Annotated in this window: 16 protein-coding genes and 3 pseudogenes; 15 read left to right on the top strand and 4 right to left on the bottom strand. The window is 64.0% G+C overall.

The genetic code is table 11. The features are described from left to right. Positions 1-48 precede the first annotated feature (48 nt). The 12 genes and pseudogenes from AC57B8_RS07565 to AC57B8_RS07510 all read left to right on the top strand — a co-directional run. Positions 49-357 (top strand): annotated as a pseudogene (locus AC57B8_RS07565) (alpha-hydroxy-acid oxidizing protein); the annotation flags it as partial. A gap of 206 nt (positions 358-563) precedes the next feature. Continuing rightward, complete coding sequence (locus tag AC57B8_RS07560) at positions 564-926, top strand: amidohydrolase family protein (protein WP_496479133.1); 363 nt, start codon at positions 564-566, stop codon at positions 924-926. Next, a complete protein-coding gene (locus AC57B8_RS07555; RefSeq protein ID WP_496479132.1) occupies positions 895-1185 on the top strand; it encodes an FmdB family zinc ribbon protein in 291 nt (96 codons plus the stop codon). The genes AC57B8_RS07560 and AC57B8_RS07555 overlap by 32 nt, the downstream gene beginning before the upstream one ends. Positions 1186-1641: 456 nt before the next feature. After that, a pseudogene (locus AC57B8_RS07550) lies at positions 1642-1788 on the top strand (SIP domain-containing protein); the annotation flags it as partial. Positions 1789-2085: 297 nt separating this feature from the next. Next, positions 2086-3132 (top strand): LacI family DNA-binding transcriptional regulator, encoded by a 1047-nt coding sequence (locus tag AC57B8_RS07545; RefSeq protein ID WP_496479131.1) that lies wholly within the window; start codon positions 2086-2088, stop codon positions 3130-3132. Continuing rightward, positions 3129-4619: a xylulokinase gene (gene xylB, locus AC57B8_RS07540; protein ID WP_496479130.1), complete on the top strand. Its 1491-nt coding sequence runs from the start codon at positions 3129-3131 to the stop codon at positions 4617-4619. The genes AC57B8_RS07545 and xylB overlap by 4 nt, the downstream gene beginning before the upstream one ends. Before the next feature lie 33 nt (positions 4620-4652). Continuing rightward, on the top strand, positions 4653-6017 hold the full coding sequence (gene xylA, locus AC57B8_RS07535; RefSeq protein WP_496479129.1) for a xylose isomerase: 1365 nt from the start codon (positions 4653-4655) through the stop codon (positions 6015-6017). A gap of 26 nt (positions 6018-6043) precedes the next feature. Then, entirely contained in the window at positions 6044-7114 is a 1071-nt protein-coding gene (locus AC57B8_RS07530) for a sugar phosphate isomerase/epimerase family protein (protein WP_496479128.1), read from the top strand. Next, complete coding sequence (locus AC57B8_RS07525; RefSeq protein WP_496479127.1) at positions 7111-8295, top strand: Gfo/Idh/MocA family protein; 1185 nt, start codon at positions 7111-7113, stop codon at positions 8293-8295. The genes AC57B8_RS07530 and AC57B8_RS07525 overlap by 4 nt, the downstream gene beginning before the upstream one ends. A gap of 34 nt (positions 8296-8329) precedes the next feature. After that, positions 8330-9814, top strand: coding sequence for a sugar ABC transporter ATP-binding protein (locus AC57B8_RS07520; RefSeq protein WP_496479126.1), 1485 nt, complete (start codon positions 8330-8332; stop codon positions 9812-9814). Beyond that, positions 9795-10838, top strand: a complete 1044-nt coding sequence (locus tag AC57B8_RS07515; RefSeq protein ID WP_496479125.1) for an ABC transporter permease — start codon at positions 9795-9797, stop codon at positions 10836-10838. Before AC57B8_RS07520 ends, AC57B8_RS07515 begins: the two co-directional genes overlap by 20 nt. A gap of 73 nt (positions 10839-10911) precedes the next feature. After that, the gene (locus AC57B8_RS07510) at positions 10912-11868 is read left to right on the top strand and encodes a substrate-binding domain-containing protein (protein ID WP_496479124.1); all 957 of its coding nucleotides are present in this window, start codon (positions 10912-10914) and stop codon (positions 11866-11868) included. 248 nt (positions 11869-12116) lie between these two features. Here AC57B8_RS07510 and AC57B8_RS07505 read toward each other — a convergent pair whose 3' ends face one another. Further along, a complete protein-coding gene (locus AC57B8_RS07505) occupies positions 12117-12716 on the bottom strand; it encodes a DJ-1/PfpI family protein (protein ID WP_496479123.1) in 600 nt (199 codons plus the stop codon). Positions 12717-12866: 150 nt separating this feature from the next. Further along, positions 12867-14201, bottom strand: coding sequence for an aminotransferase-like domain-containing protein (locus tag AC57B8_RS07500; RefSeq protein WP_496479122.1), 1335 nt, complete (start codon positions 14199-14201; stop codon positions 12867-12869). Between the two features lie 316 nt (positions 14202-14517). On the opposite strand from AC57B8_RS07500, the gene AC57B8_RS07495 reads away from it, so the two are divergent. Next, complete coding sequence (locus AC57B8_RS07495; RefSeq protein WP_496479121.1) at positions 14518-15816, top strand: D-amino acid dehydrogenase; 1299 nt, start codon at positions 14518-14520, stop codon at positions 15814-15816. Then, positions 15813-16892 carry an alanine racemase gene (alr, locus tag AC57B8_RS07490; protein ID WP_496479120.1) on the top strand — a complete coding sequence of 360 codons (1080 nt, stop codon included), beginning with the start codon at positions 15813-15815 and terminating at the stop codon, positions 16890-16892. Before AC57B8_RS07495 ends, alr begins: the two co-directional genes overlap by 4 nt. Before the next feature lie 728 nt (positions 16893-17620). Here alr and AC57B8_RS07485 read toward each other — a convergent pair. Both AC57B8_RS07485 and AC57B8_RS07480 read right to left on the bottom strand, forming a co-directional pair. Next, entirely contained in the window at positions 17621-18274 is a 654-nt protein-coding gene (locus AC57B8_RS07485) for a glutathione S-transferase family protein (RefSeq protein WP_496479119.1), read from the bottom strand. 535 nt (positions 18275-18809) lie between these two features. After that, a pseudogene (locus AC57B8_RS07480) lies at positions 18810-19475 on the bottom strand (IS110 family RNA-guided transposase); the annotation flags it as partial. 31 nt (positions 19476-19506) lie between these two features. Between AC57B8_RS07480 and AC57B8_RS07475 the strand changes: the two are divergent. Further along, on the top strand, positions 19507-20395 hold an 889-nt coding region (locus AC57B8_RS07475), incomplete at its 3' end, for an IS256 family transposase (RefSeq protein ID WP_496479467.1).

Here is a 20395-nt window from a genome sequence, read left to right as displayed (position 1 = left end):
GGCTATCTCGACGGCAGCGCCGAAGAAGGATGAGCCCATCGCGCCAACATCGCGGCCTGCGAGCGCATCGGATGGACCCCGGCGACCTTGGTCAATGTCGATTCAGTCGACACGCGCACGCCCCTCTTCAGCCAGCACCTGTCGATGCCCGCGGCGGTCGGCCCGACCGGGTTGAACGGCCCGTTTCGATACCAGGCTGACGAACATCTGGCGTCCGCTGCAGGGAAAGTCGGTGTGCCCTTCGTGCTCTCCACTGCATCGACCTCCACGATCGCGCATATGGCCGAAGTCGCCAGCGGTCCCGTATGGCGCCAGCCATACCTGCAGAACGATCGCCGTATCGCCGAGCGGTGGATGCACAGGTGTTGGATTCCGCCGATCGGGGATGCGGATAAAAACTTAGACTGGTTTTATGCCGTAAGTCCAAGACTGATTCTCTCGGTTGTGGAGTTTCACGCTCGTTTGACCCACGTTTCCATCGCGCGCTGCCCGGCTTCTGCACATCGATGCACAGCACAGGCGGCGTGCGCTCTGGGATATAGGTGGGTTAAGCGCCAGTGGAAATGCGGATCACATATGGCCAGAAATCCACAGGCGGTGTACGCACGGGCCGCATCTCGCTCAACCACTTCGTCGAGTTGGTGTCCACGGCGCCTTCGAAGCTGTTCGGGCTGTTCCCGCAAAAAGGCACGATCGCCGTCGGCAGCGATGCCGACTTGGTGATTTTCGACCCGGGAGCGCAGCACGTCATTTCGGCGAAGACGCAACATGGAAACTGCGATTTCACGCTTTTCGAAGGCCAGAGCGTGACAGGGAAAGTGAGAGGCGTGTTGCTGCGCGGCGAACTCATCGTCGACGACAATCGATGGCTCGGAAAAGCTGGCAGCGGTCGCTATGTGGCCCGCGGGGAATCAGGCGGCTGGTAGCCCTGTGCCCACTTACAACTACGCCTGCTCGCGCTGCGGGCCGTTCGTCGAGCGGCGCCCGATGACCTTGTTCGATCGGCCAGTGCCTTGCCCCAGATGCGGAACGGAGTCCGGGCGCGCGTTGAGTGTTCCGGACTTCCTGGGCAAGCGGCGAAGCGAAGATGAGTCGCGGCAGGCTGCAACGCAGAGCGCCAGCTCGCACTATCAACGACTCGGGAACGGTGGCGTTTGCGCCTGCTGCCCACGGCCCGGAGCCTGAGCCTCCAACGGACCTCGTTCAGCGCGGACTTTTTGCTGAATCGCGTGTAGTGCACGTGCGCGAGCAGCCGCTCGGCTGTTGGATTCCGCCGATCTCTGACCCTAGATTGGAGTGCCCCCCACACGCTGCTCAATCTGCCGCAGGCACGCCAGTCCACAGAAGATTTTCTTCGCGCGCAACTGCAGCCTTGAAGATCGGGGACGTCCGGCCCTGGGCCGGCGGCGCCACATCCGACCGACAGGGAAAAGATCGGATGGGGCAGCCGGTTGGTACGCAGCCATCTCCAACTCCGCAACGAAATCCTCCGATCGAGCGGGACAGCCATTCGTTGTCGGCGAATTGCCGGCCGGCTCTCGCGTGGTGGTGCTGGCGGAAGTCGACAGCGAAGCCGACGAGATCCCGTTCGACACGCAGGCCGAACTCACGCTGAAGTAGGTTTACCGCCGCGGCGCCGAGCCGGGCCTGAGCCCTGTGCTGCTCGGTGCCCTGAAGGCCTTCCAACTTCCGGCCGGCGACTTCCATGCGTGGGTAGGCTGCGAATCGGCTATCCCCAAGGCGCTGCGTGCGCACCTGATGGGCGAGCGCGTCGCGAACCCGAAGTGAACGCGGGCCTCGGGCTACCGGCTGGTGGTACAGCCGTTGGTGAGCATGAGGCTCATGGCGTTCTGCCCTGTGTCGGACTGGCCCACAACAGGGTCGGAATTTTGCGTTTGGTAATCGGCCGGATGTACTTGGCCAACGTCACGTCGGACTTGTGGCCGGTCTGCTCGCGTATCTGCCACGGTGCCATGCCGACGTCATTTGCGCAACGAGTCAGAATGACATGCGCACATCGAATTTCTTAGAGCATGGTGAAATCACCTATGCCTGATTTGAGGTGCGCACCTCAGAATTTCGACCATGCAATCGAAATCACCTCTCAAGGTACGCGCCACACTGGAAGATGTGGCCCTGGACGCGCAGGTCAGCCTGGCGACTGCCGATCGGGTGGTGAATCAGCGCCCCGGTGTGCGGGCGGCAACGGTGGCCAAGGTCAACGCGGCGATACGCCGGCTGGGCTACAGGCCGGATCCCGCTGCCGCCCGGCTGGCACGCGCCCGTCCCCGACAGGTGGCGTTTCTGTTGCCGGCTGGCAGCAACCGCTTCGTCGGGTTGTTGAGCGAACAGATCGAGGCCAATACCGAATGGATGCGCGACCAGCGCATCGAATCGGAGGTTCTGTCGGTCGACGTCTTCAACCCGGCTGAACTGGCCAAGGCGCTGCTCGCGCAGAAGGGCCGCCGCGATGCCGTGATGGTCATGGCCCTGGACCATCCCGTAGTTCGATCGGCGATCGACCTGTTGACGCAGGCCGGCACAATCGTCATCACACTCGTCTCGGATGTGCCCTCGTCCATCCGCCAGCACTACGTGGGCATCGACAACACGGCGGCCGGCCGCACGGCTGCCACACTCATCGGCCGTTTCGTCGGCAAGCGCCCGGCCAAGGTGGCCATTCTTCTCGGCAGCTTGTCACTTCGGGACCATGCGGAGCGCTACTTCGGCTTCAACCAGGTGATGGCGCAGGATCACCCGCATCTGGTCGTGCTGCAGCCACTCGAAGGGCAGGACGATCCCGTGCGCAACGAAGCGCTGACGACCCAGTTGCTCCGAGCCCATCCGGACCTGGTTGCGATCTACAGCGCAGGTGCCGGCAACGGCGGCATTTCCGTCGCGCTTCGCGCAGCCGGCCGCGCGCTGGAGACGGTGTTCGTCGGCCACGAGCTCACGCCCGACTCTCGGGCGGACTTGCTGCACGGCACGATGGACGCCGTCATCAACCAGGACGCCGGCCACGAGATTCGCTCTGCACTGCGGCTGGCGCTAGCTCACTGGTCCAAGGGGCCGGTACTGGCGGACCAGGAACGCATCCGCATCGACATTTACCTCAAGGACAACCTGCCGTGATCACGTTGGGCCTCGACCTGGGCACTTCAGGCGTGAAGGCACTGCTCCTGGATGGCGACACCACCGTGGCCACCGCCACGGCGTCGCTGACGGTGCAGCGGCCTGCGGCGGGTTGGTCGGAACAACACCCCGAGCAATGGTGGCAAGCCACCGAGCGTTGCCTCGACCAGTTGGCAGCCGCGCATCCCCGCATCCTGGCGGCCGTGCGCGGCATCGGCCTCTCGGGTCAGATGCATGGCGCCACGCTGCTCGACGCGAACGACGAGGTGCTCCGTCCCTGCATCTTGTGGAACGACGGGCGCAGCGCCGCGCACTGCGCACAACTGGAAGCCCCGAACCTCGAACTGCGCCGGCTGGCAGGCAATCCCGCGATGGCCGGCTTCACGGCACCCAAGCTGCTTTGGGTGCGCGAGCACGAGCCCGAGGTGTTCGCGCGCATCGCCAAGGTGCTGCTGCCCAAGGCCTGGTTGCGATGGAAGCTCACGGGCGAATTCATCGAGGAGATGTCCGACGCTTCGGGCACGCTGTGGCTCGACGTGGCTCAGCGCCGTTGGTCGCCCACGCTGCTGGCCGCCTGCGGGCTCACGGAAGCCCAGATGCCGGCCCTGGTCGAAGGTACGGACCCGGCCGGCGTCCTGCGCAATGAATGGGTTACCCGCTGGCGCTTTGAACAGGTGCCGGTGGTTGCGGGCGGCGCGGGCGACAACGCCGCGGGCGCCGTGGGCGTGGGCGCGGTCAAGGCCGGCGATGCCTTTGTCTCGCTCGGCACCTCCGGCGTGCTCTGGGCCACAACCGCCAGTTTCACGCCGGCGGCCGACCAAGGCGTGCATGCCTTCTGCCATGCCGTGCGCGACGTGTGGCACCAGATGGGCGTGCAGCTTTCGGCCGCCGCGTCGCTGGCTTGGTGGGCACGTGTGAGCGGCGCCACCGAGGCGCACCTGCTCACCGAACTGGACGGCCGTCACACAGGCCCGTCGTCGTGCTGGTTCGCGCCCTACCTTTGCGGTGATCGCACCCCTCACAACGATGTCGACGTTCGCGGTGGCTTCCTGCATCTCTCGGCCGACACCGAGCGGCCGGCCATGACCCAGGCCGTGCTGGAAGGCGTGGCCTATGCCTTCCGCGATGCACGTGATGCGCTCGCCGCCTCTGGCACGCAGCTGCACGAAGCCGATCTGCTCGGCGGCGGTACGCGCTCCGCGCAGTGGAGCCAAATTTTGGCGGATGTGCTGGGGATGTCTCTGCACCAGGTCGAGGGCGGCGAGCATGGATGCGCCCTCGGCGCCGCCCGGCTGGCTCGCGCGGCCGCAGGCGGCGGCAGCGACTTCAGCAAGCCGCGCCGGCTGCGCAGCTTCGAGCCCGACCGTGCCCGCCAACCGCGCTACGACGAAGCGCATCGCCGCTGGCAAGCGCTGTATGGCCTGGCACGCCAGGTGGCGGCTCCGCAGACATCGGCACTTTTTCCTCCAACGGCCAAGGCCGCTTGATCCCTTCAACCTTTCAAGAAGAACCATCCCCTCATGCAGACCCTCGACTCAGCACCCGCGGCGATCGCCAAGCGGGGTTCCTACTTCTCTTTCCAGCAGCCCATCGCCTTTCGCGGCGAAGGCTTCACGCCAACCGCCGGCGAGCCCTTCGCCTACCGCTACTACGACAAGAGCCGGCTGGTGCTGGGCAAGCGCATGGAAGACCAGTTGCGCTTCGCGACCTGCTATTGGCACAGCTTCGTCGGCAACGGCAGCGACCCGTTCGGCGACCCGAGCTTCACGCGGCCCTGGCACGGCGCGGGCGACCCGATGGCGCAGGCGCTGCACAAGGCCGACGTCGCCTTCGACCTGTTCCGCCTGGTCGACTCGCCCTTCTTCACCTTCCACGACCGCGACGTGGCCCCCGAAGGTGCAACGCTGCGCGAATCGAACGACAACCTGAAGCGCATCATCGACGTGTTCGAACGCAAGATGGACGAGACCGGCGTGAAGCTGCTCTGGGGGACGGCGAATCTGTTCACCCACCGGCGCTACATGGCGGGTGCCGCCACCAACCCCGATCCCGATGTGTTTGCCTACGGCGCCGCGCAGGTGAAGAACGTGCTGGAGGCCACGCATCGGCTCAAGGGACACAACTACGTGCTGTGGGGCGGGCGCGAGGGCTACGAGACCTTGCTCAACACCGATCTCAAGCGCGAGCTGGAACAGCTCGGGCGCTTCCTGAACCTGGTGGTCGAGCACAAGCACAAGATCGGCTTCACCGGCCAGATCCTGATCGAGCCCAAGCCGGCCGAGCCGACCAAGCACCAGTACGACTACGACGTGGGCACCGTCTACGGTTTCCTGAAGGCGCACGGACTGGAGAAGGAAATCAAGGTCAACCTGGAGCAGAACCACGCGCTGCTGGCCGGCCACACCTTCGAGCACGAGATCGCGCTGTCCGCCGCGCTGGGCATCTTCGGCTCGCTGGACATGAATCGCGGCGACGAGATGCTGGGTTGGGACACCGACCAGTTCCCGAACAACTTGCAGCATGTGGCGGGCGCGCTGTACGAAGTGCTCAAGGCCGGCGGCATCGGCCAGGGCGGCCTGAACTTCGACTCGAAGCTGCGCCGCCAGTCGATCGAGCCCGACGACCTGGTGTGGGCTCACGCCACCGCGATGGACCTGTGCGCGCGCGGTCTGCTGGTGGCCGAGAAGATGGTGCAGGACGGCGCGCTGCAACGCCACGTGCAGTCCCGCTACCAGGGCTGGGACACGCAGCGCGGTCGCGCCATTCTGCAGGGCGAGTACTCGCTGGAGGCGCTGGCGCGCGATGTCGAAACCGAAGGCGTTGAACCGCAGCCGCGCTCGGGGCAGCAGGAACGGCTGGAGCACCTGGTCAACGGCTATCTCTGAAACCTTGGACCACGAGAGGCAACCACATGGCAAGCAACATCAAGGGACCAGGCATCTACCTCGCGCAGTTCGCAAGCGACACTGCACCCTTCGATTCCTGGGATGCCATCACGCGCTGGGCCGGCGGTCTTGGCTTCAAGGGCATTCAGATCCCCTCGTGGGACAAGCGCATCTTCGACCTTGACAAGGCCGCGGAATCGCAAACCTATTGCGACGAGGTGGCAGGCGTGGCGCGCGAGAACGGCGTCGAGATCACCGAACTGGGCACCCACCTGCAGGGGCAGCTGGTGGCGGTGCACCCAGCCTACGACGAGGCTTTCGACGGCTTTGCACCCGAGGCGGTGCGGCGCAACCCCAAGGCACGGCAGGCCTGGGCGGTGCAGCAGATGGTGCTGTCGGCCAAGGCGTCGCGCCGGCTGAACCTCAAGAGCAACGTGAGCTTTCCGGGAGCGTTGGCCTGGCCCTATTTGTACCCGTGGCCGCAGCGCCCCGCCGGTCTGATCGAGGCCGCATTCGACGAGCTCGCCAAGCGCTGGACGCCGATCTTCGATGCGTTCGAGGACGCCGACTGCAACGTCTGCTTCGAGTTGCACCCGGGCGAAGACCTGTTCGATGGCACGACTTTCGAGATGTTCCTGGATCGCGTGAACCAGCACCCGCGCTGCTGCATCAACTACGACCCCTCGCACTTCCTGCTGCAGCAGCTCGACTATCTTGAATTCATCGACATCTACCACTCGCGCATCAAGGCGCTGCACATCAAGGATGCCGAGTTTCGTCCCACCGGACGCCAGGGCGTGTACTCGGGCTACCAGCCATGGGTCGACCGCGCGGGCCGCTTTCGCTCGCTGGGCGACGGCCAGGTGGACTTCGGCGCCATCTTCTCCAAGATGGCTCAGTACAACTACGACAGCTGGGCCGTGCTGGAGTGGGAGTGCTGTCTCAAGCACCCCGAAGCCGGGGCAGCCGAAGGCGCGGAGTTCATCCGCCGCCACATCATCCGGGTGACGGAAAAGGCCTTCGACGATTTCGCCGGTGCTGCCACCGACCCGCAACAGCTGCAGCGGATGCTCGGCCTGCAGGAAAGTTCGCGATGACCATCGAAGGCGGTTCCGACGCAACCCTCGCTGCGCGCGGCCGGCGCATCCGCCTGGGCATGGTGGGCGGCGGTGAAGGCGCTTTCATCGGCGCTGTTCACCGCATCGCCGCGCGACTGGACGACCACTATGAACTGCTCGCCGGCGCGCTCTCGTCCAGCCCGGAAAAGGCCTTGCGTTCGGCGCATGCGCTGGGCCTGGCCCGCGCCTACCCCGACTACCGCTCCATGGCGCGCGAGGAAGCCGCGCGCGGCGCCGACGGCATCGAGGCCGTGGCCATCGTCACGCCCAACGACCAGCATGCATCGGCCGCCGAGGCTTTTCTCGAAGCCGGTATCCATGTGATCTGCGACAAGCCCGTGACCACCACGTTGGCCCAGGCCCAGCGGCTGCGCGAGCTGGCCCGCGCACGCGGGCTGGTGCTGGCCGTGACCTACAACTACAGCGGCTACCCGATGGTGCGCCACGCGCGCCGCCTGGTGCGCGAGGGCGCCCTGGGCGAGATCCGCGTCGTGCAGGTCGAGTACGCACAAGACTGGCTGACCGAATCTCTCGAGGCCACCGGACAGAAGCAGGCCGCCTGGCGCACCGACCCGGCGCGTGCCGGCGCGGGGGGCTGCATCGGCGACATCGGGACCCACGCCTATCACCTGGCGAGCTTCGTCAGCGGCCTGCGGACGCAATCGCTGTGCGCCGAGTTGAGCACCTTTGTGCCGGGCCGTGCGCTGGACGACAACGTGCAGGTGATGTTGCGCTTTGCGGGCGGCGCGCGCGGCATGCTGTGGGCCAGCCAGGTCGCACCGGGCAACGAGAACGGCCTTCGGCTGCGAATCTACGGCAGCCGGGGCGGCATCGAGTGGCTCCAGGAACAGCCCAACCAATTGCACTGGTCGCCCTACGGGCAGCCGACGCAGATTATCTCGCGCGGCACCGCAGCGGCCAACGCCGATGCGGCGCGCGTGACGCGGCTGCCTTCCGGCCATCCCGAGGGCTACCTGGAAGGATTCGCCACCGTCTACGCCGAGATTGCGCACGCCCTGCGTGCCGCGCGCGACGGCTCGGCGCTGCCGCCCGACGTTGTGTTTCCCACCATCGAAGACGGCGTGCACGGCATGGCGTTCATCGAGGCGGCGGTGCACTCGTCCTCCCAGGGCGGCGCCTGGGTCGAGGTGACGGCATGAAGCGCCACGCGACGAACGCACGGAGGGCGAACCCGTGAGCCTGCGCGTGCGTTTCAACGAGGTGGTCAAAGACTTCGGCCCGGTGCGCGTGCTGCACGGCGTGAGCTTCGAGCTCGAACCCGGTCGCATGGTCGGACTGCTGGGCGAGAACGGCGCGGGCAAATCCACGCTGATGAAAATCCTCTCGGGTTACGAGTCCCTGAGCGCCGGCAGCCTGGAGATCGACGGCGTGGCGCGGCGCTTCGCCAGTTCGCGCGAGGCCGAGGACGCGGGCATCGTGCTGATCCACCAGGAGTTCAACCTGGCCGATGACCTGACGGTGGCCCAGAACATCTTCCTGGGCCGCGAGTTGCGCCGCGGCCTATTGCTGGACGAGGGCCGCATGCGCCGCGCCGCACGCGAGGTGCTGCAGGAGGTTGGACTGCACATCGACCCCGATACCCGCACGGGCGACCTGATCGTGGCCGAAAAGCAGTTGGTGGAGATCGCCAAGGCCTTGTCGCGCCAAGCGCGCCTGCTCGTGATGGACGAACCCACCGCCACGCTGACGCCGTCGGAAACGCAGCGCCTGTTCGAACTGATCGCGCAACTGCGTGCTCAGGGCGTGACCGTGGTCTACATCTCGCACAAGCTCGATGAGGTGGAGCGCATGACCGACGAGATCGTCGTCATGCGCGACGGCCGCTTCATCATGCGCGGGCAGACGGCGCAGCACACGAGGCACCAGATGGCCACCCTGATGGTGGGCCGCGAACTGTCGGACATGTTTCCGTCCCGCCTCGCGCCGCCGCCCTCCGAACCCCTGTTGTCGGTACGCGGGCTGTCGGTGCCGGGCTGGGCGCACGATGTCAGCTTCGACGTGCGCCCGGGCGAGATCCTTGGCTTCGCGGGACTGGTCGGCGCCGGCCGCACCGAGCTCTTCGAGTCCTTGCTGGGGCTGCGCAAACGCGCCGGCGGCGAAGTGCGGCTCGGCGGGCGCGTGGTGGCCTTTCGCGATCCGCGCGAGGCGCAGCGCGAAGGCCTTACCTACCTCAGCGAAGACCGCAAGGGCTGCGGCCTGCACATCCATATGTCGCTTCAGGAAAACCTGACGCTGATGAACCTGGAGCGCCACGCCAGGCCCTGGCTCGACCCGCGTTCCGAACGCCGCGCGCTCGAGCAGGCCGTGTCCGATTTTGGTATCCGCACCGGCACGCTCGATGCAAGGGCTGGGGCTCTCTCCGGCGGCAACCAGCAGAAGCTGGCCATGGCCAAGGTTCTGCAGCCCGGACCGCGCGTCGTGGTGCTGGATGAACCTACGCGCGGCGTCGACGTGGGCGCCAAGCGCGACATCTATTTCTTGATCCAGCGTCTGGCGGCCGAGGGCCGCGCAGTGGTCATCATCTCTTCGGAGTTGATGGAGTTGATCGGCTTGTGCCATCGCGTCGCAGTGATGCGCGCAGGCGCCCTGCAGGCCACCCTGGACGCCGACAACCTGACCGAAGAGGAGCTTATCGCCCATGCCACCGGCACTCACTGATTCCATGCAAACCGCCGCCCGCCTACCTGACCCCACCGCGCCGGCGGCTGCACGGCAAGCCGCCAGACAACTGCGCGTGCGTCTGCGCGACGCGGGTCCCGTCATCGGCCTGGTGTTGCTGTGCATCGCCGGCGGCTTGCTCAACCCGGACTTCGCGACCTGGGACAACGCGATGAACGTGCTCACGCGCACCGCGTTCATCGGCATCATCGCGGTGGGCATGTGCTTCGTCATCACCTCGGGAGGTATCGATCTCTCCGTGGGCTCGATGGCCGCCCTCATCGCAGGTTCCGTGATCATGGTGATGAACTGGGTCGCGCCTCTTGCGGGCAGCCCGGGGGCCGCGGTGCTGGTCGGCATGGCCGTCGCATTGACGCTGGGCGCCGCGTTCGGACTGGTGCATGGCCTGCTCATCACGAAGGGGCGCATCGAGCCCTTCATCGTGACCCTGGGCACCCTGGGCATCTTCCGTGCGTATCTCACCTATTTCTCCAATGGCGGGGCGCTCACGCTGGACAACACGCTGGCCGATGCCTACGGTCCGGTCTACTACGGGGCCTGGCTGGGCGTGCCGATCCCGATCTGGGTGTTCGCGGCGGTGGCACTGGCCGGGATGCTGCTGCTCAACCGCACCAGCTATGGCCGCTACGTGCAAGCCATAGGCTCGAACGAGCAGGTGGCGCGCTACGCGGCGGTCGCGGTGAACCGAATCAAGATCTGGACCTATGTGCTGCTGGGCATCTGCGTGGGCGTTGCCACGCTGCTCTACGTGCCGCGTCTGGGCTCGGCATCGCCTTCCACCGGCCTGCTCTGGGAGCTCGAAGCCATTGCCGCCGTGATCGTCGGCGGCACCGCGCTCAAGGGCGGGAACGGCCGCATCGTGGGCACCGTGATCGGCGCGGTGCTGCTTTCCGTCATCGGCAACATCCTCAACCTCACCAGCATCATCAGCGTCTACCTGAACGCGGCGGTGCAGGGCTTCGTGATCATCGTCGTGGCCTTCCTGCAAAGAGGGCGACGATGAACTTCCGGCTGCGCAGCCCGTCGGGCCGGCGAGCCATTCCCGCCTCGAAGATCCAAGAAAGAAGGAGACATCCATGAACAGAAGAATTTTCTCTTCCATCGCATTGGTCGCATGCGCGCTGGCCAGCGCACCGACGTTCGCCGCCGACAACAAGCTGGTGATGGGCGTGTCGGTCCCCGCAGCAACGCATGGCTGGACCGGCGGCGTGGTGTATTGGGCCAATCGCACCAAGGCCGAACTGGAAAAGCAGTACCCCGGCGCCAAGGTGATCGTGAAGACCGCGGGCTCCGCCACCGAGCAGGCCAACCAGGTACAAGACCTCCAGACCGTCAACAAGATCGACACGCTGGTGATCCTTCCCTTTGAATCGGCGCCGCTGACCAAGCCGGTGGCCCAGGTGAAGAACAAAGGGGTGTTCGTGACGGTGGTCGATCGGGGCTTGACCGACACGAACGCGCAAAGCGCCTACGTCGCGGGCGACAATCCCGGGTTCGGCAAAGTCGCCGCCGAGTACATGGCCAAGAGGTTGGGAGGTGCAGGCAACCTCGTGATTTTGCGCGGCATACCCACCGTCATCGACAACCAGCGCGTCGATGCCTTCAACGAAGTGCTGAAGGCCCACCCGAACATCAAGGTGCTTGACGCCAAGCATGGAAACTGGAATCGGGACGACGCCTTCAAGGTCATGCAGGACTACCTCACGCGCTTCAAGCAGATCGATGCGGTCTGGGCCTCCGATGACGACATGGCGGTGGGCGTGCAGAAAGCCATCGCCCAGGCCAAGCGCAGTGATGTGAAGCTCGTCGTGGGCGGGGCGGGTTCCAAGGACTACATCAAGAAGGTCATGGATGGCGATCCTATCGTCAGCGCCGACGTGACCTATGCGCCGAGCATGATCGCTGACGCCATGAAAGCCACGGCCGAGGCCCGTATCAAGGGGAGCGAAATGCCGGCGACGACGATCATTCCTTCGGTACTGGTCACCAAGGAAAACGCTTCCAAATACTACTTTCCGGATTCGCCTTTCTGAGTGGGTTTCCTGGTCGTGCCTCTTTTTGGCGCGGTCCTTTCAAAGATGCATGAAGCCTGGCCAAGCCGTGTGCGACCAATACGAAGAGGCGTAATTTGACGAGCCGACAAAGGGTACTGGCTCGGCTCGGCTCGGCTCGGCTCGGCTCGGCTCGGAAAAATTTAGCAAGGCAGGATTTTTCCTGGGTAATTTCTTGACGGAAATTACTGCGCTTGCGGAGCAGCTGCAGCGAAGTCAACTGCCGGCCCTTAAGTCACGAACGGGGCAATGTTCTTCATTGCCCTTGACACGTACTCCTGCTTCTCGCCTACCGGTGCCACGTAGTGCATCGCACTCTCCGCCGCTTCGGCGCCAACCAAGCGCGCGATCATCCACGTGGCAAGATACTGCGAAGAGAGACATCCTCCCGCCGTGGCCACGTTGCCCTTGGCGACGAATGGCTGATCGAGAACTGCGACGCCTGCTTCCTCGACCCAAGGCTTCGTGAGCAGGTCGGTACAAGCCGGAACATTGCCAAGAAGTCCGAGTTTGGCCAGCACCAGTGTCCCGGAACACTGCGCGCCAAGGAGCTGGCGCGACGGGTCGAATCTCAACTGGGCCATCAGACTCGCATCAGCCACGACTTCACGGGTCTGCATTCCACTTCCCACGATGACGGCGTCAGCTTGGCAGGCGTCTTGAAGGGATGCCTGCGCCTCGAGAATCACCCCGTTCATGGACTTTACGCGCGACGTAGGACTCGCAATCGATACGCGCCAGTCCGGCCGCTTGATGCGGTTGAGGATTCCCAACGCGATCAGCGAGTCGAGTTCGTTGAAACCTTCAAAGGTGAGGATTGCGATGTGCATCGTGTGTCTGTGTAAGAAGTGTCGAAGGACCGATTTGAGGCATGGTATGCCCCCGATTCAGCACGATCAATTTCTTGTCATGGATACACTCCGCTCGCGCTTCGCTGGGCAGCGGGGAGTCCTCTCCACGGCCAGCGGCAGGAAGCCCGCCTAGTAGACGCCGATGATGCGCTTGACGTTCTTCAGCGCTTCCTTGAGAACGTCCATATCAACGGAGCCGAGCGCCAATCGAATCGCATGCGGCACGTGCTCTGAGGTTGAAAACGGCTCAGCCGTCGAGACTGCGATGCCCTCGTGTGCAAGCTCCATTGCAACTTGATCTGCGCGGATGCCCTCCGCCAAGGGAAGCCAAAGAAAGTATGACGCGTGATGGCGTACGCACGGCACATCGGCAAGCACGGCGCTCGCAATTGACTGACGCGCCATTGCATCCTTACGCTTCTCTTTCTCCAATCGTGCAATGGTTCCATCCCGGAGCCATCCGCAAGCAATTGCCGTCATGACACCCGCTGTATTCCAGGTTGTGGCGCGAATTGCTCGCTCAATCGCGGGCACCCATTGGGCAGGCGCGACGACAAAGCCGACACGGAGCCCGGTGGCAACACTCTTGGAGAGCCCAGAGACGTACACCGTGATATCAGGGGCAAGCGCGGCCAGTGGGGCCGGTGAATCTTCTGCGAGATAGGCATACGCAGCGTCTTCGATAATGAGTAACCCGTACTTGCGCGCGATCGATACCAGCTCTTTCCGCCGTCGCGCACTCATGACCCACCCCAGCGGGTTCTGCAAGGTCGGCATCACATAGATGGCGCGCACACGGCGGCTCTTGCAGAGCCTCTCAAGCACATCGAGATCGAGGCCCTGACCTGCAGCGGGCACAGCGACCAGTTCGAGCCGATGTGCTTCAGCCAGCACTTTCAGGCCCGGGTAAGTCAAAGCGTCCACGGCAACCACATCACCCGGTCGGAGCAGTGCCATGACAGTGGTCGCCAAACCATGCTGAGCGCCGCTCACGATCAATAGCTGTTCTGTTTCAACGCTCAGTCCTCGAGTGAGCAGATGGCGCGCCATCATCGCCCGCTCATGCATGCGTCCGCCATGCGGCTGGTAGCGAAGGAGGGATTCCAACTCCGAGTCACTTGAAGCGCAAAGCTGCTGTAGGGCAGCTCTCAGCATTTCCGCCTGACCGGGTAACGTTGGATAGTTGAAGTTCAGATCGACCATTCCGGCTGCAGTCGTGTGCTGATCGATCCCCAGGCCCGCTGGGAGGGAAATTTCCCGAACAAATGTTCCGCGACCGGCCTCCCCGCTGATCAACCCCATCGCTTCGAGCTCGGCATAGACACGCGTCGCCGTCACGAGAGCGAGCCCCTCTTTATCTGCCAACTTGCGATGCGTTGGCAATCGAGTGCCAGGCGGCAAGCGTCCCGATTGGATGCTCGCGGCCAGTGTGTCAACCAGTTGCTTGTATCGGGCTTTAGCCATGGTCAACCTCACTCATGACAAGTTCTCGATTGTCATGCGTTCTCCCCTGCGGCAAGCTAACTGACATCTCCTCCTCACCAAAGGGCCGGGCGCTTCGCGTGAGTCATCTGTGAAAGCCATGTCGTCATGTGTGTTCTCGCACTGCGCCGACCGTGGGGTATGACGCGATGAGCGTGGACACCACTCTTTCGCTGCATTCATAGAGAATGACAGCTTTTTTCGGAGAATTTCACTGAGATTTTCTTAATTTTCGGTGAAATAGACTTATTGATAAAACATAAACTTATTTTATCAATGGGCACTATTTTAGCTTGCAATGAAAGTCATCGTCCTCGGCGGCGGCGTTATCGGAACCAGTACGGCCTACTACCTCGCCAAGTCGGGCGCAGAAGTCACGGTGCTCGACCGACAGCCCGGTCCAGCGTTGGAGACCAGCTTCGCCAATGCCGGCCAAATCTCGCCGGGCTATTCGACGCCTTGGGCCGCCCCGGGCATCCCGCTGAAAGCCATGAAGTGGATGTTCCAAAAGCACGCACCACTTGCAATCCGTCTGGACGGCAGCTTGTTCCAACTGCAGTGGATGGCACAGATGCTGCGCAACTGCTCGCCGGGGCACTACGCGGTCAACAAGGAGCGCATGATGCGCGTCGCCGAGTACAGCCGCGCGTGCCTGCAGCAGTTGCGGGCCGACACCGGCATCGAATACGAGCAACGCACCGGCGGCACGCTGCAACTGTTCCGTACCCAGGCTCAGATCGATGCGGTGCAGCGCGACATCGCTGTGCTGCAAGAATGTCAGGTGCCCTACGAACTGCTCACTGCAGATCAGCTGGCTTTGATCGAACCCAGCCTGGGCCAGGCGCGCGACCGGCTGGCGGGCGGCCTGCGCCTACCCAAGGACGAGACCGGTGACTGCCACCGCTTCACCAATGAACTGTGTTCGCTGGCGCGGGGCATAGGCGTGGATTTCCGCTTCGGGCAGTCGATCGACCGCGTGATGACCGATGGCGGTTGCGTCCGGGGCGTGAGCGTTGGCGGACAGATCCTGACCGCGGATCGCTTTGTGCTTGCCTTGGGCAGCTATTCGAGGGCGCTCCTCCTGCCGTTGGGCCTCAACCTCCCGGTGTACCCGGTCAAGGGGTACTCGCTCACCGTGCCGCTGGTCGACCCAGCCTTCGCACCGCAATCGACCGTGCTCGACGAAACGTACAAGATCGCCATCACGCGATTTAACAACCGCATCCGCGTGGGCGGTATGGCCGAACTCGCTGGTTTCGACTTAAGGCTCGACCCGCGACGACGTGCCACGCTGGAGTTCGTGGTCAAGGACCTATTCCCGGGCGGCGACTTGGCCGCTGCCAGCTTCTGGACCGGTCTTCGCCCCATGACCCCCGACAGCACGCCTGTGATCGGCGCAACCAAGTATCCGAACCTGTTTCTCAACACCGGCCACGGTACGCTCGGCTGGACCATGGCCTGCGGCTCGGCTCGCTTGGTCTCGGACATGGTGACCGGACAGCGTCCGGAAATCAGTGCAAGCGGCCTGGGCATCGACCGCTACGTGGCCGGCAGCGGGCGCCGGCGCGTCACCCAGTCAACGGCGCACCAAGCATGACACGCCCCTCCCGCGCGCGCATCAATCTCGACGCACTGCGACACAACTACCTCTTGGCCAGGCACCTGCATGGCGGGCGGGCGCTCGCGGTGATCAAGGCCAACGCCTACGGCCACGGTGCGGTGCGGTGCGCGCAGGCACTGCAGGACGAAGCGGACGGCTTTGCAGTGGCGTTCCTCAAAGAGGCATCGGAACTTCGTGCTGCCGGCATCCTCTCGCCGATTCTCGTGCTGGAAGGACTCTTCGATGCCGCTGAACTTGCCGCAGCACGAATATTGGACCTGTGGATCGTCGTACACCATGAGGCACAACTGCGAATGATCGAGCGCGACCCGAGCCATGGCGCGCTGCACGTGTGGCTGAAGGCCGACTCCGGCATGGGTCGCGCCGGCTTCTGTCTCGCCGACATGTTCAGTGCCTATGCACGACTGCGGGCCAGCGGTAAGGTGGAGGAGATCGTGCTCATGACCCATTTCGCGCGGGCCGACGAGCCCGACAGCGACGCAACAGCACAGCAACTGAGGGCCTTTGCCGCCGCAACCGCCGAGCTGCAGGGTGACCACAGCCTGAGCAACTCCGCCGGCATCCTGGGATGGCCTGCGGCATCTCGGGATTGGGCAAGGCCTGGCATCTTGCTGTATGGCGCCGATCCGATGCCAATGGGAAGCATGGGGTCGGGCGCGGCATTGCGGCCGGTGATGCACTTCGAGAGCCAGGTCTTCGCCGTGCGCACGCTGCAGGTCGGGGATGCGCTGGGGTATGGCGGCGGTTTTGTTGCAGCGCGACTTACACGGGTCGGACTGGTCGCAGTCGGCTATGCCGACGGCTATCCTCGCCTCGCGCCAACCGGTACACCGGTCGCTGTCGACGGCCGCATCGCACCATTGATCGGACGTGTATCGATGGACATGCTGACGGTCGACCTGAGCGATCTGCCGCAAGCCGGGATCGGCAGCCGGGTCGAGCTATGGGGTGAGCAGGTCGCAGTGAACGAAGTGGCCCGGCGGGCGGGCACCATCGCCTACGAGCTGCTGTGCAACGTCAAGCGGGTGCCGCTTGTCTACGAATCGTCCTGAGCGCATCCACGGCGCGCAGCGATTCCACTACGGTGCGTCTGGTGGACGAGCTTGCGAAGTGGAACAGCTGCGATGGATTCGTGATGACGAGCTCGTGCGAGGCCAATGCGAACAACTATGGGGTCTTGCCAGCCAACGCAAGTGACCACGCTCCCGGGTTTGTACATGGATCCGCCATGGACGGGCGTGATGTTGTGCGTGAGCGAGGAAAGCCAAATCCAGGCGCCTGAGCGCACGCGACCTTTGCAGCCCCGGCCCCCGAGCGGTGCACCCGCGACTACGAACGTCATGGCTTGGTCAGGTCGTTTCCGGTCTCAAGCAGGCAGTGTCGGTGGCACGCATGGCGATGGCGCACTGTGTCGGCACGAACTTGCTGAGGACGTGGATTGCGGCTTACGCAGCGAAGCGCCCAAGTGTCGGCGGGCGACATCGCGCAAACGCGCGATGCGGCATTCGTTGGCGTACACGTAGAGGATGAACAAGATCGGACTGGGCGAGTACCGCAGCACGCGTGTGCGGTGGCTGTGCCTGCGGTAGCAGCGCATCACCGCTCATTGTCCAACCGGAAGGAAGCTTGTCTGCCTCGGCCACCCGGTTGTGCCTGGAAGGGGCTCGCTCCGTGTGAGCACTACACCGGCCGTCGGGGACTCCACCTTCAACGGCGCGCCTGCGGCGGCCAGGGCGAAGGCTGTACATCGCTTCGTTTGCGCCGGCAATGGCGCCCACCATCAGCCCGCCCGCAAGGGGGCCGCGTTGATCGCCAGTTGCGCGGCGAACGCCCGCTGGTAGGCCGGCCGTGCTTCGCCACGAGCGACATAGGCGGCCAGCCTGGAAAATTCGCTCAGTAGGCCGGACGGTCTCAGCCAGAGAAGCACCGACACCATCAGCAAATCGCCCGCACTGAAGCCTCCGTCGAGCCAGTCGCTGTCACCCAGGCGGGCGGCGAGTTGGGTTAGCCGGACACGAACCCGGTCCTGGACGAGGGGCAGGCGCTCGTCCTTCCAGGGCTTGTCGCCTTCCGCGAACTTGACAGTGACGAGTTCGAGGATGGGAGGCTCGACCGTATTGAGTGCCGCGAACATCCACGTGATGGCGCGCGACCTTGCGTTGGCATCGGCGGGAAACAGCCCCGGGTGGCACTCCGCGATGTGCAGCACGATCGAGCCGGTCTCAAACAGCGTGAGGTCACCCTCCTCGTAGGTGGGTATCTGGCCGAAGGGGTGCAGCGCCAGATGCGCAGCCTCTTTCATTGCGCGCAAGGACATCTGGCGCACCTCGTAGGGCAGGCAGGCCTCTTCCAGCGCCCAGCGCACGCGCGTGTCGCGCGCCAGACCTTTGCCGCCGTCGGGCGACCGTTCGAAGGCGGTGATGGTAATGGTCATCGCGAGTGTTCTTTCGACGCACTGGGCGCCGGCCAAGTTGTTTGTGAACCGGTCAATGCCAGACGATCACACGCGTCCTTGACGTCCCGAGGGAGTCGTGACGTCGCTGCGCGACGGCGCAGGTTGGCATGGCGGGTACTAGCCGATAGTAGCCAGTCGCCCTCTGCGAACCTGGCAGTGCGGACCGGTCGAAGACGCTCGCGAGCGAAGTCGGAAAAAGGTGGCACTGCCTGCAAAAACTGGCTCAGTTTCCGTACATGGACGCCCCCGGAATTTGCCAGGCTTTCAATTCATGACGGCTCGAAGGAAAAGATTGCACCCGTACATTCGGACTCGATTGCGGCTTGCGCCGCGGTCCCTGATGGGATTCGCTGGTTGACGCCTCTATCGGTCGGGCGCACTTTGCGTGCTTCGGAAACTGCGGGCTTTGCCAACCACGGTCTGACCTGTCTTGCCATCACTTCATGATCGCCTGAGCAATCGGAGGTTTGCTCTCCCTGTCTTTGTTCTTGCTTTGCTGTCGTCTCAATGCGATTCAGGTGGCCTCAACCGTTCGTGGGTAGCCTACCTCGTAACGCCGGTCATGGGCTAACAACGCCCAGACGATGCGTGCGTTCTTGTTGGCCAATGCAACTGCTGCCACGTTCTTGTTTCGCCGGCTCACCACGGCGCTAACCCAACTGCAGGGCTCTGGTTTTTTCGCGGCGTGATAGATCACCGATCTTGCACCGTGTATCAGGAGTGTTCGAAGGTAGGCATCCCCGCGCTTGCTGATGCTCAGCAGATTGGACCTGCCGCCGGTGGAATGCTGCTTTGGAACAAGGCCTAGCCATGCTGCCAGTTGACGACCATTGTCGAAGTTCCTCGCGTCTCCGATGGATGCAATCAGCGCGCTGGCGCTGATGGGGCCGATGCCGGGAACCTGTGCGATCTTGGTGCTGAGAACACTGTTGCGATGCCATGCCTGAATCTGAACTTCGAGCTCATCGACTTGGCGATCGAGTTCTTTGAGATGATCCAGCAAACGTTGCACGAGCACTCGAAACGCGCCCGGCAACTCGTTGCTGGCATCCTCGACCAGTTCCGGCACACGCGCAGCAATGTTGCTGATTCCTTGCGGGATGATGAGTCCGAATTCGGCAAGAAGGCCACGGATCTGAGCCTGTCCTGAATTTTGTGTTCGAGGCATAGCATGACGAGAAGGAGCATGTATGCCAGTGAGCAAGACGAAGATGAAGAACGCGGCGATCGCCGCCAGGATGGCGGCCTTGCCATCGATTCCGAAGGAGCTGATTGACCAGTTCGTCACCGGGCCCATGACCGGCGAGGCGGTCAACGAAGCGACAGCCGCGTTCAAGAAGGCGCTCATCGAGCGCGCCCTGGGCGCTGAGATGTCGCACCACTTGGGCTACCCCAGCGGCGCCAGCAAGCCCGAGACCGGCAGCGGCAACCAGCGCAATGGCAGGAGTGCCAAGACCGTTCTGGCAGGCGACGGGCCACTGCGCATCGAGGTGCCGCGCGACCGCGCCGGCTCCTTTGAGCCGGTGCTCATCCCCAAGCACGAACGCCGTTTCACCGGCTTCGACGACAAGATCGTGGCCATGTACGCGCGCGGCATGACGATGCGCGAGATCCAGGGCTTCCTGCTGGAGAGCTATGGGGTGGAGGTGTCGCCCGAGTTCATCAGCTCGGTGACCGACGCCGTCATGGCCGAAGTCACCGCCTGGCAGGCGCGCCCGCTGGAGCCGATGTACCCCGTGGTCTTCTTCGACGCCTTGCGTGTGAAGATCAAGGAGGATGCGGTGGTGCGCAACAAGGCCATCTACCTGGCCCTGGGCGTGTTGCCCGACGGCACGCGCGACATCCTGGGACTGTGGATCGAGGGCACCGAGGGTGCCAAGTTCTGGATGAAGGTGTTCAACGACCTGAAGACCCGCGGGGTCAATGACATCCTCATTGCCGTCACCGACGGCTTGAGGGGCATGCCCGAAGCGCTGGCGGCGGTGTACCCGGCCACCACGCTGCAAACGTGCATCGTGCACCTGATACGCAACTCGCTGGACTACGCGAGCTGGAAGGACCGCAAACTGCTGGCCGCGGCCATCCGGCCGATCTACACGG

The organism is Variovorax sp. BGA-UO-ETr-C22, from assembly GCF_059567965.1.
Note: the sequence above shows the minus strand (reverse complement) of the source record. Positions and strands in the feature narration are given on the sequence as shown.

What these genes read in the sequence shown, in the direction of transcription:
- AC57B8_RS07530 (WP_496479128.1), top strand. Translation starts at nt 6,044, where the DNA reads ATGGCAAGCAACATCAAGGGACCAGGCATCTACCTCGCGCAGTTCGCA.
- AC57B8_RS07495 (WP_496479121.1), top strand. Translation starts at nt 14,518, where the DNA reads ATGAAAGTCATCGTCCTCGGCGGCGGCGTTATCGGAACCAGTACGGCC.
- xylA (WP_496479129.1), top strand. Translation starts at nt 4,653, where the DNA reads ATGCAGACCCTCGACTCAGCACCCGCGGCGATCGCCAAGCGGGGTTCC.
- AC57B8_RS07555 (WP_496479132.1), top strand. Translation starts at nt 895, where the DNA reads ATGTGGCCCGCGGGGAATCAGGCGGCTGGTAGCCCTGTGCCCACTTAC.
- AC57B8_RS07510 (WP_496479124.1), top strand. Translation starts at nt 10,912, where the DNA reads ATGAACAGAAGAATTTTCTCTTCCATCGCATTGGTCGCATGCGCGCTG.
- AC57B8_RS07485 (WP_496479119.1), bottom strand. Translation starts at nt 18,274, where the DNA reads ATGACCATTACCATCACCGCCTTCGAACGGTCGCCCGACGGCGGCAAA.
- AC57B8_RS07525 (WP_496479127.1), top strand. Translation starts at nt 7,111, where the DNA reads ATGACCATCGAAGGCGGTTCCGACGCAACCCTCGCTGCGCGCGGCCGG.
- AC57B8_RS07515 (WP_496479125.1), top strand. Translation starts at nt 9,795, where the DNA reads ATGCCACCGGCACTCACTGATTCCATGCAAACCGCCGCCCGCCTACCT.
- alr (WP_496479120.1), top strand. Translation starts at nt 15,813, where the DNA reads ATGACACGCCCCTCCCGCGCGCGCATCAATCTCGACGCACTGCGACAC.
- AC57B8_RS07560 (WP_496479133.1), top strand. Translation starts at nt 564, where the DNA reads ATGCGGATCACATATGGCCAGAAATCCACAGGCGGTGTACGCACGGGC.
- AC57B8_RS07500 (WP_496479122.1), bottom strand. Translation starts at nt 14,201, where the DNA reads ATGGCTAAAGCCCGATACAAGCAACTGGTTGACACACTGGCCGCGAGC.
- AC57B8_RS07505 (WP_496479123.1), bottom strand. Translation starts at nt 12,716, where the DNA reads ATGCACATCGCAATCCTCACCTTTGAAGGTTTCAACGAACTCGACTCG.
- AC57B8_RS07545 (WP_496479131.1), top strand. Translation starts at nt 2,086, where the DNA reads ATGCAATCGAAATCACCTCTCAAGGTACGCGCCACACTGGAAGATGTG.